The sequence below is a fragment of the Streptomyces formicae genome, from assembly GCF_002556545.1.
Taxonomy (GTDB): Bacteria; Actinomycetota; Actinomycetes; order Streptomycetales; family Streptomycetaceae; genus Streptomyces; species Streptomyces formicae_A.
Genome location: NZ_CP022685.1, coordinates 4,972,178 through 4,985,671 on the forward strand (window position 1 = coordinate 4,972,178; position 13,494 = coordinate 4,985,671).

General features: G+C 65.4%; 14 protein-coding genes, 1 tRNA gene and 1 pseudogene. 8 read left to right on the forward strand and 8 right to left on the reverse strand.

Going from position 1 to position 13,494, the window contains the following annotated elements; translation table 11 throughout:
* Positions 1-93 precede the first annotated feature (93 nt).
* From KY5_RS21365 to KY5_RS21375, 3 genes are all read left to right on the forward strand, one after another.
* The gene (locus tag KY5_RS21365) at positions 94-774 is read left to right on the forward strand and encodes a DUF4232 domain-containing protein (RefSeq protein ID WP_098243764.1); all 681 of its coding nucleotides are present in this window, start codon (positions 94-96) and stop codon (positions 772-774) included.
* A 106-nt stretch (positions 775-880) separates the two neighbouring features.
* A complete protein-coding gene (locus KY5_RS21370; RefSeq protein WP_098247388.1) occupies positions 881-1,141 on the forward strand; it encodes a CopG family transcriptional regulator in 261 nt (86 codons plus the stop codon).
* The gene (locus KY5_RS21375; RefSeq protein WP_098243765.1) at positions 1,138-1,581 is read left to right on the forward strand and encodes a PIN domain-containing protein; all 444 of its coding nucleotides are present in this window, start codon (positions 1,138-1,140) and stop codon (positions 1,579-1,581) included. The genes KY5_RS21370 and KY5_RS21375 overlap by 4 nt, the downstream gene beginning before the upstream one ends.
* A gap of 132 nt (positions 1,582-1,713) precedes the next feature.
* Here KY5_RS21375 and KY5_RS43100 read toward each other — a convergent pair whose 3' ends face one another.
* Both KY5_RS43100 and KY5_RS43105 read right to left on the reverse strand, forming a co-directional pair.
* The gene (locus tag KY5_RS43100) at positions 1,714-2,070 is read right to left on the reverse strand and encodes a hypothetical protein (RefSeq protein WP_324963492.1); all 357 of its coding nucleotides are present in this window, start codon (positions 2,068-2,070) and stop codon (positions 1,714-1,716) included.
* Positions 2,061-2,468, reverse strand: coding sequence for a MerR family transcriptional regulator (locus KY5_RS43105; RefSeq protein ID WP_324963495.1), 408 nt, complete (start codon positions 2,466-2,468; stop codon positions 2,061-2,063). Before KY5_RS43105 ends, KY5_RS43100 begins: the two co-directional genes overlap by 10 nt.
* An 11-nt stretch (positions 2,469-2,479) precedes the next feature.
* Between KY5_RS43105 and KY5_RS21385 the strand changes: the two are divergent.
* Both KY5_RS21385 and KY5_RS41860 read left to right on the forward strand, forming a co-directional pair.
* Positions 2,480-2,733 (forward strand): annotated as a pseudogene (locus KY5_RS21385) (GntR family transcriptional regulator); the annotation flags it as partial.
* 653 nt (positions 2,734-3,386) lie between these two features.
* On the forward strand, positions 3,387-5,465 hold the full coding sequence (locus KY5_RS41860) for a hypothetical protein (RefSeq protein WP_159072574.1): 2,079 nt from the start codon (positions 3,387-3,389) through the stop codon (positions 5,463-5,465).
* A gap of 107 nt (positions 5,466-5,572) precedes the next feature.
* Here the strand turns inward: KY5_RS41860 and KY5_RS43110 are convergent, their stop codons facing one another.
* The 3 genes from KY5_RS43110 to KY5_RS21410 all read right to left on the reverse strand — a co-directional run bounded on the left by KY5_RS43110 (position 5,573) and on the right by KY5_RS21410 (position 7,892).
* The gene (locus KY5_RS43110) at positions 5,573-6,217 is read right to left on the reverse strand and encodes a DUF4145 domain-containing protein (protein ID WP_098243767.1); all 645 of its coding nucleotides are present in this window, start codon (positions 6,215-6,217) and stop codon (positions 5,573-5,575) included.
* 780 nt (positions 6,218-6,997) lie between these two features.
* Entirely contained in the window at positions 6,998-7,429 is a 432-nt protein-coding gene (locus KY5_RS21405) for an ATP-binding protein (RefSeq protein WP_098243768.1), read from the reverse strand.
* A gap of 55 nt (positions 7,430-7,484) precedes the next feature.
* On the reverse strand, positions 7,485-7,892 hold the full coding sequence (locus KY5_RS21410) for an NUDIX hydrolase (protein WP_098243769.1): 408 nt from the start codon (positions 7,890-7,892) through the stop codon (positions 7,485-7,487).
* 143 nt (positions 7,893-8,035) lie between these two features.
* Here KY5_RS21410 and KY5_RS21415 point away from each other — a divergent pair, with 143 nt between their 5' ends.
* Positions 8,036-8,824: a GntR family transcriptional regulator gene (locus tag KY5_RS21415; RefSeq protein WP_098243770.1), complete on the forward strand. Its 789-nt coding sequence runs from the start codon at positions 8,036-8,038 to the stop codon at positions 8,822-8,824.
* A 65-nt stretch (positions 8,825-8,889) separates the two neighbouring features.
* Here the strand turns inward: KY5_RS21415 and KY5_RS21420 are convergent.
* Positions 8,890-8,963, reverse strand: a tRNA-Gly gene (locus KY5_RS21420).
* 588 nt (positions 8,964-9,551) lie between these two features.
* Between KY5_RS21420 and dcd the strand changes: the two genes are divergently transcribed.
* Together dcd and KY5_RS21435 are read left to right on the forward strand one after the other, a co-directional pair.
* Positions 9,552-10,127, forward strand: coding sequence for a dCTP deaminase (gene dcd / locus KY5_RS21430; RefSeq protein WP_055565996.1), 576 nt, complete (start codon positions 9,552-9,554; stop codon positions 10,125-10,127).
* Between the two features lie 8 nt (positions 10,128-10,135).
* Positions 10,136-10,633, forward strand: a complete 498-nt coding sequence (locus KY5_RS21435) for a phosphoribosyltransferase (protein ID WP_098243772.1) — start codon at positions 10,136-10,138, stop codon at positions 10,631-10,633.
* Positions 10,634-10,734: 101 nt separating this feature from the next.
* Here KY5_RS21435 and KY5_RS21440 read toward each other — a convergent pair whose 3' ends face one another.
* Together KY5_RS21440 and KY5_RS21445 are read right to left on the reverse strand one after the other, a co-directional pair.
* Positions 10,735-11,766: a Yip1 family protein gene (locus tag KY5_RS21440; protein WP_098243773.1), complete on the reverse strand. Its 1,032-nt coding sequence runs from the start codon at positions 11,764-11,766 to the stop codon at positions 10,735-10,737.
* Positions 11,767-11,899: 133 nt separating this feature from the next.
* Entirely contained in the window at positions 11,900-13,366 is a 1,467-nt protein-coding gene (locus KY5_RS21445; RefSeq protein WP_234362801.1) for an FG-GAP-like repeat-containing protein, read from the reverse strand.
* Positions 13,367-13,494 lie beyond the last annotated feature (128 nt).

Genomic DNA, 13,494 nt, shown 5'->3' on the forward strand with positions numbered 1-13,494 from the left:
TCGTGGGGGACCGGCTGTAACTCGGTGCGGGCTACAAATGTTTCAGACCGCACGCACCGAGCTACTCCACCGAGTCACTCCTGGGGGAACACCATGAAGTACACCCGCCTCTCCGCCCTTGCCGCTCTCGGCGTCGCCGCCACGCTGTCGCTGACGGCGTGTGGCGGTGGCGACGACTCGGCGAGTGGTTCCTCCTCCAAGGGCTCGTCGTCCTCGTCGTCCTCGTCCTCCTCGGAGGGTGACGCGAAGGCGGAGGGTGGCTCGGAGGCGGGCGACGCGAAGGCGGGCTCCGGCTCCGGTTCCGGTTCCGGCAAGGACACGAAGGCGGAGGCGGCCGGGGGCGGTGCCGCGAAGTCCGGCGGTGGCAAGGTCACGTTCTGCAAGACGGAGGACCTGGCGATAGACGCCGCGGACGCCGCGCCGGACGAGAACGAGGGCCGGATCGACATCACGATGATCAACCGGGGCTCGACCACCTGCTCGGCCACCGGCTTCGCGGGCGTGGACATCAAGGACGAGGACAACACCTCCAGCCCCATCGAGCGCGGCCAGGCCCAGCCCCGCGTCACCACCCTCAAGCCCGGTGACGCCGCCGTCTTCAACCTCGCCTACACCATCGACGGCTCCGGCGACAGCCTCGCCTCCCCGACCAACATCATCGTCACGCCCCCCAACGAGACCCACAGCGTGACCCTGGACTGGCCCTCCGCCGCCGGAGCCATCAAGGGCGCCTACACCGACGTGCAGGTCTACCCCACCCACACCACCAACTGAGAGCAGCGCCCACGCGCAACAAAGGCCCAGGTCACCGACCTGGGCCTCTCTGTTGTGTTGCTGCTTTCAGCATGCCCCAATCTGGTACATGGACTACCATTGGTACATGTCTATGAAGCGGACCAACGTCTACGCGGCCCCCGAGGACCTGGCGATCATCAAAGAGGCCGCCAAGCGTCGAGGCATAAGCGAGGCCGAGATCATTCGCCAGGGCATCCACCTCGCGGCCATGGCGAACCGCGTCTGGGACGAGCCGCTGTTCTCGCGCACCTTCGAGGGACGGGGCCGCACTCCGTCAAAGGCCGAGGTTCGTGACACGGTCGCCGATGCGGTGCGACGCGAGACGGATCCCGGTGCCGCCGCGTGATCATCGTCATCGCCGACACCTCCGGCCTGCTGGCCGCGCTTGACTCCACCCATCCGGAACACCAGGCGGCCAACGAGGCCATCCTGTCGGCCGGCCTTCTGGTCATGTCCCCGCTCCTGCTCGCCGAGCTCGATCACGTCGCGACGCGTGAGCTGGGCCGGGACGCCGCGCTCAGCGCGATCGACGACATCCGGCACTGGATGCGGCGGGGCCGAGTCATCGCGCCGGAGATCACCGAGAACCACCTGGACGCCGCCCAGTCCGTCCGGCTGCGCTACGGGTCGCTGGACCTCGACCTCGCGGACGCGGTGAATGTCGCCCTGGCATCCGACTACGACACCGACGCGATCCTCACCCTCGACCGCCGGGACTTCCGCGCCGTCCGCCCTCTCGGCCGCCACAAGGCGTTCCGCGTATTGCCCGACGACCTGCCACTCTGACCTGTCCACTCCGTCGCCGCCAGGTTCGACCGCGAGGGCCGGGCGACGCGGGCTACTGCTTGATCCTGGTGCGCAGGGCTTCGATGAAGCAGGTGCGCACCGGCGTCAGGGTCGGCTGGACGGGCCATCCGTTTATGACGGCCAGAGGGTGCCAATAGCGTCCCGCGCGGGGATCGTTGGCGATCTCCAGGCGTGTAGGTGTGCCAGCAGCCAGCGGCACAGTTCGGCGTCGTCGGCGCGGTCGAAGACCGGGCGTAGCGGGCGGTGGGAGCGCGGCCGACCTGGTCGCGGACTGTCTGGGGTGAGGTCGTGGTGCAGGCCAGTGGTGTCGCCCTGGGGACGCTCGGCCGCCTGATGCTCTGCCATCCAGCGTACCGCGGCGCGGAATTCCGGATCCTGGGTGGGCTCGGCGAGTTCCACCCAGGCGTCGAACTGATCGGGTTCGGAGCACTCCTGCAGTTCGGGCGAGGCCGAGCGCATCATCTCCACGAAGCCGGGGTTGGCGTCCCGGCCCCGAAGGCTTCGCCGATGAAGTCGTTGACGAGACGACGACGTTCGTCATCGGGGAGTCTTGCGGGCTGGTGCATGAGGTCCATTTCCTCCGGGCTTGATCCCCGCTTGGCCCTCGCTGGTAGCACCGCGCGCCGCAGGCGCAGAGTGCGGATCTGCACGTCCAGAGCGTCGGCATGCGCGGCCGTGACCTCGGGTACCGAAATCTCCCGGTCAAGGACCTCCCGTATGGCGGCAAGGTCGAGTCCCAGATCGCGCAAGGTCCGCACAAGATCCAGACGCGCAAGCACGTCGATGTCGTAGATCCGGTAGCCAGCTAGTCTGCGGTCGGCCGACGGCATGATCCCGGCGTCGGAGTAGAACTGTTTGGCCTTCATCGTCAGCCCGCCTGGAAAACAAGGAGGAGAAGGCAGGACGACAGGGCGTCTCTGCCCGGCTCGGATCCATACGGCGCGTGCTCGCCCGCAGGCGTCGGCATCTCCTCGACGAGCGGCCGGTCGAGTTCGCCACCTCCTACCTGCCGATCGACATCACCCGCGTCACACAGATTGCCGAACCCGCCCCCGGACCCGGCGGCTACGCCCGCAGGCGCCGCCGGTCATCTACCTGATCCGCACCGCCTACGACACCGAAGGCCGCGCACAACAAAAGGTCCAGGTCGCCTGACCTGGGCCTCAACTGCCGCGAACTATGGAGCGGGTGACGAGAATCGAACTCGCACTCTCAGCTTGGGAAGCTCGGATTTCTTGGCAACGGTTGCTGGGCTTACCTGCGGCGGAGCGGTGTCGACGTGTGATCGTACCCGGGGCGAGTCCCCGCAGTTCCCCGCAGGATCTGGCACGTGAAAGGCGCGGCCTCGAACCTTCCTCGGCCAGGCTGACCCCGGGAGTGTCTGAGGCTCAGCCGACGAAAGTCAGCCAAGAGGGCGGGTAGACGACCGTGCAGGCGTGCGTGTGCCTCGCTGTACCCCCGTGGGCCTAAGCCATGCTGTCGGCTGTCGACCAGAGCAAGTCCCGAGGGCGGAAGCGCATGGATGGCACCTTGCGCGACGACCGCTCCGTCGCGAACTTCATCTTGATCATGCGAGGCAGACTCTCCACATCGTACATCTCAGCGGGTACTGGAATTCGCCAAAAAAACAAAGCGTGAGACAAGGGTAGGTCTGCTGTGTTACTTGTTTAGGTTCAGATGACCTGCGGGTGGGGAGTAACATGTTTCTTAGTGATCTTGCAGGACTTTGTGGAGCGCAAGACTCCTGGGTTGGTCTCGTGTCAGATTCGCAGGGTGTTCGAGAGGTGCGCACTCCCAAGGCAAATTACGTAATTCCTGAAATGCGTGCTGCGCGAGTCAGCGACCCGGTGACCCCCTCGCTTATTCTGATTACAGCACCAGCTGCTGTCGGAAAGACAACAGCAGCGCGATATCTCAGCCACACGCTTAAGGCGCCCGTTCTCGACCTGTCAACACTGCATGTCGGTAGTAATACGCTTGAAGGTGCACTTTGGAAGGCGATGGGCGCAGGCCCGTCTGGGCGCTTCGTTGAGCAGATGAAAGCGGGGCGTGCCACACTTATCATTGATGCGCTTGATGAAGCGGAGATCCGGTCAGGGCAGGCGAACTTCCAGGCATTCCTGCGCGGCGTTGCAGAAACTGCGGCAGACATGTCAGGCAAGCCTGCGATGATTATGCTGTCTCGTGCCGAAAGCGCAAGATCCCTGACCGATCTTTTCAACGAGCGGAGTATCCAATACTCCCACTTTGAAATCCTCCCCTTCGGTCGCGACCAAGCTGCAAGCTATCTTGACGATCGTATGGTTGAGGTGTATTCGGCTTCAGGAAAAGATGCTGTACATCGCCGATTCGCCACCCCTTACGAAAGGGCCCGAGATACCCTATTTACTCTTCTATCTTCTGTTATATCTGACGTGAGCTCAGACATTTGGAACAACCCATCAATTCGCGATTTTCTCGGTTACGCTCCGGTTCTGGATGTAGCCGCAGAATTTCTGGCCGTAGACAATTTTACAACCCTTCACCGTGAATTCTCCTCCTCGGGTGCAGCAGAAGGAACAGCGCATTGGCATTTGGTCGCTCAAGTTATTGACCACCTGCTCATTCGTGAGCAAAATAAATTTGTAACCCAGTTCGCTAAGACTGCCGAATTTGAATCTGTCGGAGACCGACGTTTGTCTTTGGCTTTGTATACGCCTGAAGAGCAGTGCACGCGGCTTCTTGACTATGTCGAAAAGGTTTCAACACCGGTGGAACTCCCGGCCCACCTGCCCGAGCGTTTACGCGACGCCTACGAGGTTGCCGTCAATTCCCAGTTGGTAAACCACCCATTCCTGCGCGGATCTGAGTGGTTTAACGTAATTTTCCGTGATTATGTCACGGCACGTTCTCTCGCTAGCGTGACCGTGGTTGGCGATTCTGGTGCTTCAATTCGCAGTCGACTCCTTTCCTCCGAGTGGAAGCACTCGCCGATGTTCGCCTACTTCACGCATGCCCTGACACGCGTTGAGGGGGCACCTGTATCTACCTGTCATTCTGAGCTTTTCGGTGCCTTGTATGAATCATTTAAGTCAATGTGTGTGGCCGGCGATACTCTGCATTTCACTGCTGGGAAGACCGGTAATCGACTCTACTCGGGCTTCGCGGTCACTTCAAAGCATCAGGGAAATGTCAGCCTGACGATGGGTCCGCTCACTTTTACATCTTTCGAGGGGAATCTAAGTCTGACTTTTCCTCGCGAGCTGAGTAATGCCGAGATATACGAAGTTCCCGAGGTGATGCTTGGCGGTGAGGGTAGCTCGTTCAAGTTTGGTCCCAGCGTTTACATCGCCTGCCAGGACTTGCTAGTCACCGCTAAAGATGTTCAAGTATTTGGCACGGGGGATAGTGGCGAAACTCCAGTTTTGCTTAACGTCTCAAATCTCATTAGTGACAACGTGAAGATTCGTGTAGAGTCTACGCACCTCCATATCTTGTGCGATGAACTTTCATACCCCTGGACTCAGTATCAGAAGAAGCTAAATCCTTCAGCGTTGCATTCGGGTGCGCGGGAAGCCTCTGCGCTCTATCTGGAGATGCGGCGAATCGTGCTGCGTTTCAAGGACGCCAAGAAGGGGCAGGCTGCTCTCTATCAGCCATTCGTGGACAATTTGATTATCGGAGAGAATCGTCGAGCTCGCACGGCGCTCGACTTTTTGGCAGACATCGGGTGTGTGGAGCAGCGCAACAGTATGTATCTGCTGGATCTCGCGGAATTTGCAAAACTGGGAATCTCGCGCCCCCAGCTGCGCGAGCTTGAATTTTCCCCGGCGGTGGCGTCTCTTAGTCAGCGGCTCTTTGAATTTGCCTCGCAAAGGGAGTAGCGGCTGCTGTAGCGGAGACTCGCGGAGCAGGTTGGCGCCTGACTGCATGACAGGGCCCTGTCTCCGAGAGGCCAGGGCCCTGCGTTTTGAGAAATTGCTGAATATCTCTAACTCGAAGCGCTGCGCCTGGAATCTGCCGCTGCTTCCTTGCCGTTCGTCGCTAGTTCATCAAGTTCGCCTGGGACCTCGAATAGATTCCGAAGTAGCTGAGTCGTGAACCGAAGAGCCCTCTCGGCCGTTTCCTGATCCACCTGTTCGTCACTTGCGTGCGCCCCCACATTGCCAATGGAGCGAATGTGATGAAGAAGCGGGCCGAATGATTGCGTGACATGCCCATCCTTGATCAACTTCTCGATGCTCTTCATGAGGACCTTCTCTTTGATCTCATAATGAGCGGCAGCGGCCTCAAGGGTTCGCCTAAGTTGAACGGCTGCGGCGTCCGGCACACCAGCACGAAGCACGCGTAGAGCACCGCTATAGTAACGTGTCACGTCATTCGGTAGATGCATGATATCGGTCTCGGCGCGCTTGGAGATCGGTACAACTTCGTACGCCTTGATATCGTCGCTGTCAGGGGCTCCATGCCGTACAAGTACGGCATTCCCGCAGGATGGGCATCCCAACGTTGCCCAAAACCTATTCTCGCCCCATTTGTCGGATACTAATTGGTCAGCGGTGATAGTCGTCAGTCGGGTATTGGTGAGACCGCACCACGGGCAGTCTCTGAATGAGTGTCGCTCGTCCCAAGGCATGCGCAAAGAATATCTAGAACGCGTATGTGCGAGCAGGCTTTTCACAAGGTTGGTGGAGCGGGTTTGGCTGGTGGCCTGCCCGGTCTGGGGGGAGCGTGATCAGGGCGTTGAACGCTGGTTGGCAACGCGGCAGGCTTGGGGCCTACCCGCGATGTGCACGAGTGGCCCCCTGGCCTTACTCAACGCGAGCCCCGGGCAGGGGAGGTGGCCCTAAAGCCGTGGAACCGGTCGCCCTAGCCGCGACGTACCCTCGCTCTCAGCTTAAGCGGCTGATTGCTCTGCACGCGGCCCGGCCGCCGGCCGGGCTGGCGCGGGGCGGAGACAGGAGCGCAGGCCCGGCCGGGGGGCAGACCTGCTCGCGGGGAGGGGAGCGAGCCGCCTTGAGCCAGTAAAGAACGTTGCAACTCAGTCGGTCGCGTGGGCCTTGAAGCCATCTGTGCAGGCCCGGAGTTAAGCCTCATTGTGGTCTGCCAGCGGCATGAGGCGCACTGGTCGTATCGTCCATGTGATCAGGGTGCGGGCGTCGGTAATCGATGCTGTGCAGGGCTCGGCTCGGAGCAGCGCTCTTCTTTTATCGATGCGGCCCTCGTAGAGCCCGTCCCAAGTCTCCATGACTGTCGCGGGTTGAGTGCCGCCTCGACCTACCGCAGCGCGATCGTCAGCCAGCCATCGGCCCGGGCCGCCGAGTAGGCGCCGAAGCATGCCGTGAGTGCTGGGCGGCCCCGGAGGCAAGGTCTTCCACCCAGCATTCGCACCAGAATCCGCAGGAGACTTCGTCGCTCAGTATGTGGACTCCCCGGGGTGCGCCTCCACGAAGAGTTCCGCCGTCACCGTGTGGCCGTCGTCGCTGTTCCGGACCACCACCCGGTGGGCCAGCGTGCTGACCATGCCCAGGCCTCGCCCGTGCGTGGCTTCCTCGTCCGGGCGCCTGGCCTTCGGGGCCGTCTCTACGTCCCCGTCGTCCGTGATCGACAGTGTGATGACCTGTGACGAGACCGCCAGTGCTAGGTGGAAGCTCCCCGCTGACCGGCCACTCGCCGTGTGCAGGATCGCGTTCGCGCTCAGTTCGCTCACGATCAGTTCCGCGTCCTCCGCCAGCGGCGAGCCCGCGAGGATGTCGCGGGTCCAGCGGCGGGCTCTGCTGACCTCTTCCGGGAAACCCGGGCACGTGAGGCCCCAAACCCGGGCGGCGGTGCTCATATACTCGTGCATACAAGTTCCTTCGTGCTGGTAGGCCGCCATGTGCAGCGGGTTCGAGCTCTGCGAGCTAGATGAGTTTCACGCCGTCGTGGGCGCGGATCGCTGGCGGGGACATCGCGTCGAGTGCATCCAGGACGCGGATCGCGTAGGCCTCGTCGGCGAGTTCCGTGACCTCGTCGCGGGTGGCCCAGCGCAGGGCGCGGGTCTCGTCGCCGGTCGTGGGCGTGCCGTCGGCGGCCTCGCAGCGGAAGACCATGGAGACGATCAGGCCCGTCATGTTCTTGTAGATGCCGGTCAGGGCCGCGGGCAGGGTGATCTTGAGGCCGGTTTCTTCGAGGACCTCGCGTTGCAGGGCCTCGGGGATGGTTTCCTCGCGCTCCAAGATGCCGCCCGGGGGCTCCCACTTGCCGTTGTCACGGCGCTTGATCAACAGGGCCCGGCCCTGGTCGTCGACGATGACTCCGGCGACGCTCACGGAGTGCGGACGGTCAGTGCTCACGGTCCTCCTTGACTGCCCCGAAGCACCCGCGAAGCTCTCTCGAAGTGCCCTTGGATGGCTAGGCTCCACACCGTAGCAACGCCACTCATGCACTTGTCTAGATATCTAAAGGAGTACCCGTGAGCTCACTCCCGGGGCGGCTCGGCACCGTGGACCCCACGAGCGACCGTGCGGTCTTCCGGCAGATCGCCGACCAGCTGCGCGAGGCCATCGACCGCGGACGGTTCAGCGAGGGCGAGAAGCTGCCCTCCGAGGCCGAACTCGTCGAGCACTACGGGGTATCCCGGATGACCGTGCGCAACTCCTTCTCCGTACTCCAAGGCGAAGGACTCGTCCACGCCGAGCACGGCAGGGGCGTCTTCGTCCGGCCCCGGCAACCTGTACGGCGCCTCGCCTCCGACCGCTTCGCCCGACGCCACCGCGAACAGGGCAAGTCCGCCTTCCTCGTCGAAGCCGACGCCGCAGGCAGCCACCCCGAGGTGGACAGCCTGGAGGTCAAGGAGGAGAAGGCCGGGCGGGACGTCGCCGTCCGCCTGGGATCCTCCGTACGGCGGGTGCTGGCCCGCAGGCGCCGGTACCTGCTCGACGGGCGGCCCGTCGAGTTCGCCACCTCCTACCTGCCCATCGACATCGCCCGGGCTACCCGGATCGCCGAACCCGACCCCGGGCCCGGCGGCATCTACGCCCGCCTCGAAGAGCTCGGACACCGCCTCGACCGCTTCGACGAGGAGATCCGGGCACGGATGCCCTCGCCCGCCGAGGTGCGGACGCTGCGCCTGGCCTCCGGCGTGCCGGTCATCCATCTCATCCGCACCGCCTACGACACCGACGGACGGGCGGTCGAAGTGTGCGACACCGTCATGGCCGCCGACGCCTACGTCCTGGCCTACCAGCTCCCCGCCACCTGAGCGCAAGGAAGGGCACAAAACAAAGGCCCAGGTCACCCGACCTGGGCCTCAACTGCCGCGAACTATGGAGCGGGTGACGAGAATCGAACTCGCACTCTCAGCTTGGGAAGCTGATGTTCTACCACTAAACTACACCCGCGAAAGACTCCGCCAGAAGCGGCGCCGTAACGTCGCACACTGTACCTCATACCGGGCCCCAGGCGCTCTCGCCGTGGGGTCCGAGTGCTGTCCGGGCCGTGTCCGGGCCGCGTTCGGGCCGAGTTCGGGAGGTGGATGCGCCGTGCGGGGGGAGGGAGTTGGGGCGTACCGTGGATTGTGGTCGTGCCGCTTGGATCGGCGTCCCTTTCATACCGTAATGTGGCCTTTCGTTCGTCGGCTCGGAGACGGGCAGGGCGAGTTTGCAGGAGCCAGTACGGGGCTCAATTCCGGCTTTGGGGAAGGGACTCGAGGACTTGATGGAGCGCACCGTCGTCCGATGTGCCGAAGGGCACGTGTTCAGCACCGCGTCGTTCCCGATGCAGCAGGCGGACCGGCTCGGTCCCGGGCGGCTGATCCGCTGTCCGCGGTGTGCCAGGCTCCGGCATTCCGTGCCGGTGACCATGCAGAAGCGGTAGCCGGCGCGGCCCACGCACGACAGACGACCAGCACAGCGCAGACGCGCAGACGCCGAGGCGCGCGGGTCCCGTCCGATTGGGGAGGGCCCGCGCGCTCTGCGTATCCTCGGTGCGTGCTTCTCTCAGACAAGGACATCCGGGCCGAGATCGACTCCGGACGAGTACGGATCGATCCGTACGACGAATCCATGGTGCAGCCCTCGAGCATCGACGTGCGGCTGGACCGCTACTTCCGGGTGTTCGAGAACCACCGCTACCCCCACATCGACCCCTCCGTGGAGCAGGCCGACCTGACGCGGCTCGTGGAGCCCGAGGGCGACGAGCCGTTCATCCTGCACCCGGGTGAGTTCGTGCTCGCCTCGACGTACGAGGTCATCAGCCTGCCGGACGACCTCGCCAGTCGGCTGGAGGGCAAGTCCAGCCTCGGGCGGCTCGGGCTCGTCACGCACTCCACCGCCGGGTTCATCGACCCGGGGTTCAGCGGGCACGTGACCCTGGAGCTCTCGAACCTCGCGACCCTGCCGATCAAGCTCTGGCCGGGGATGAAGATCGGGCAGCTCTGCATGTTCCGGCTCACCTCGCCCGCAGAGGCCCCCTACGGGTCGGAGCGGTACGGGTCGCGTTATCAGGGACAGCGAGGCCCCACCGCCTCCCGTTCCTTCCTCAATTTCCATCGGACACAGGTGTGACATCCAGCATGAGTGACGTGCGCGAGAACCTTACGTACGAGAAGTTCGGCGGCGCTGTGCGGGAGCTCGCGCAGGCCGTGGCCGATGACGGGTACCAGCCCGACGTGATCATCTCCATCGCTCGCGGTGGCGTCTTCGTCGCGGGCGGGCTCGCGTACGCGCTCGACTGCAAGAACATCCACCTGGTGAACGTGGAGTTCTACACGGGGGTGGGGACGACCCTTGAGATGCCCGTCATGCTCGCGCCCGTGCCCAACGTCATCGACTTCACCGACAAGAAGGTGCTGATCGCCGATGACGTCGCCGACACCGGGAAGACGCTGAAGCTCGTCCACGACTTCTGCCTCGACCACGTGGCCGAGGTCCGGTCCGCCGTGATCTATGAGAAGTCGCACTCGCTGGTGAAGTGCGAGTACGTGTGGAAGCGCACCGACGAGTGGATCAACTTCCCGTGGAGCGTCGAGCCGCCCGTCGTGAAGCGGGACGGGCAGGTCCTGGACGCCTGACCCCCGCGTACGCGGAGAGCAGAGACGCAGAGACGCAGAGATACGGAGATACGGAGAGGGCCCCGGACGAGTCGTCCGGGGCCCTCCTCGTACGCGTGCCTCTAGAACGTACCCAGCTTGATGATCGCCAGAATCGCGAGCAGCTGGATCGACGCCGCTCCCAGCGCCCTCGGCCACGGCAGGTCGTGCGACTTGCTCACCATCATGGTGAGCAGCGAGCCCGCGGCGATCCAGGTCGCCCAGCCGAGCAGCTGGACGAAGGTCTCGCCGCCGCCGAAGAACATCGCGACGATCACGCGGGGCGCGTCCGTGAGCGACATGATCAGCATGGAGAGGCCGACCGTCGGCTGCCAGGCGCCGTCGCCGCCGAGCTGGCGGGCGAGCGAGTGGGTGACCACGCCCAGGATGAACGTGCTGATCGTGATCGCGACGCCGGTGGTGAGGACGTACGGGACGGCCGTCGAGATGGTGGCGTTGATCGCGTCCTTGCGGGCCGCGTCGAAGCCGAAGATCGCGAGCATGCCGTAGAGGAACGTGACGATGACGGCCGGGGCCCACATCGCGTAGTCGCGCATCTGGAGGAACGTCGGACCCGGGTTCATCACGATGCCGCGCAGCAGGTCCTTCCAGTGCAGCCGAGGGCCCACGGGCGGGGCCGCCGCCTGGCCCGCGCGGTAGGTGTCGCCCTGGCTGTAGGGGTCCTCGCCGATGGAGAAGGCCTGCGTGCTGCCGGGGCTGTTGGCCGCGTAGGGGTCGTAGCCGCCCTGCGGGCCGTGGCCCTGACCGTGATCGTCCGGGCCGCCGAAGTACTCGGGCTCGCCGTGGCCGCCCGCGGCCTGGGGCCACTGCTGGCCGCCGCCGTGCCGGCCGCCGCCGTACTGACCACCACCGCCGTACTGGCCGCCGCCCCCGTACTGACCGCCGCCCCCGCCGCCGTACTGCTGCGGGTTCGGCTGTCCCTGCCCTTGGTACGGAGCTCCCTGCCGGGGGCCGCCGCGCGGGGGCACGGGTGGATGGCCGTACGGCTGCTGCTGCCCCTGGGGGGTCTGCTGTCCGTACGGCTGCTGCCGCGGTTGTTGTGGTCGCTGCGGGGAGTTGTCGTCCCGGCCGCGTCCGATCCTGAATCCAGCCACGAATCGAACGTACCTGGTCTTCGGGGGTCGGGTCGTCCCTCCTCGGGAGGAGAGAGGGTTTGCGGCCGACCTGTGACAACCCCTAAGGGAACCCTGAAGGGTTTGCCCCAGGCCGGCCGGGACGCCGTGCGGCTCAGCGCCCGAGCACCGCGCCGTACGCCGTCGGGTCCGAAGAGGCGGGCAGGCCAAGGGTGTTGGGATTGATCACGGAGCCGCCCGCGGCGCCGCTCGGCAGGTCCCAGACGCCGCCCGTCGAGGCGTCCTCGCCGGGCGCGCCCACCGAGAGGTCGGGGCGCCCGTCGCCGTCGTGGTCGCCGACGGTGAGGGCGGTGCCGAAGGCGTCATCCTTCTGAGCTACGCCCAGGATGCCGGGGGAGTTCTGGTGGTACGTGGTGGCGCGCGCGGCGCCCGCCGCGTCCAGGATGCCCTGGGGGCCGCCCCGCAGCACGGTGACGCTGCCCGCGCCCTTCGTGCTGCCCACCGCCTCGCCGGGGGCGCCCGCGACCAGATCGTCGTGGCCGTCGCCGTCGAAGTCGGCAGCGGTGAGCGCGTTGCCGAAGTCGTCACCGGGCTCGGCGGCGCCCGGCACGCCGGGGGTGTCCTGGTTGAGGGTCTGGCCCTTCCACACGAGGCCGTCGCCGTCTCCGTAGTGGATGTGGATGCCGCCGCCCTTGGTGAGTTCCTCGGGGCCGCACGGGTCGTCGATGTTCTCGTCGGCGATCTCGCGGCAGTTGCCGAGGGCGAGGTCGTCGTGGCCGTCGCCGTTGAAGTCGCCCGCGGCGAGGGAGTTGGCGGCGCTGTTGTCGCTGCTCCAGGTGAGCCCGAAGTCGCCCTCGAAGTCGCCGCCGCGGTCGTAGCGGAAGAGCTGGACGTGGGAGCGGATGTAGGGCTCGGACTCGGTGTAGAAGGCGACGGCGAGCTCGGTGAGGCCGTCTTCGTCGAAGTCGCCGGTGGTCATGACGGGGGCGCGGCCGCCCATGCGGTCGTCCATCAGGAGGCCGGTCGTCGCGGCGCCGGGCTTGCTGTTGTAGACGACCTTGTCCTTGGCGCCGATGGCCAGGTCGGTCTTCTTGTCCCCGGTGAAGTCGGCGGCGACCAGGGCGTTTCCGTACGCGGCGCCCGTCGCGTCACCCCTGGCCGCGGTGTTGGCCGTGGCGAAGCCGTCGCCGGTGCCGTAGAGCACGGTGACGGAGCCGGCGTCCTTCTTGGTGCCGATGTCCTCGCCGGGAGCGCCGATGACGAGGTCGGCGTACCGGTCTGCGTTGACGTACGCGGTGGTGACCGCGCCCCCGAACCGGTCACCGGCCTCCGGGGTGCCCGGCACCTCGACGGTGGCCTGCGTGACGCGCCGCACGCCGTGCGGGCCGAGCCCGTACTCGCCGCCGAAGACGACGCTCACGTATCCGGCCCTGGCCTTCCCGTCGACGGTGCCGCTGGGCACGCCGACGGCGAGGTCGGCATAGCCGTCGCCGTTGAAGTCGCTGGTGAGGGGCGGGGGTTCGGTGGGTTCGGAGGCGGCTGCCGAGGTCGCGAGGGGGACGGCGAGGCCGGTGGCTGCCAGTGCGGTGGCCGCGGCGGCGGCGAGGACGCGTGTGCGCACGGAGGGACTCCAACTCTTCGACTCTTGGGGTGCGCGGGCCCGCATCGGGGGTGCGGGCCCGCGCCGGGATGGCGGGGCCGTATGGGGGTGCGTGGCCGCGCCTGGCTGTGGGGTGGACCGGGGGACGG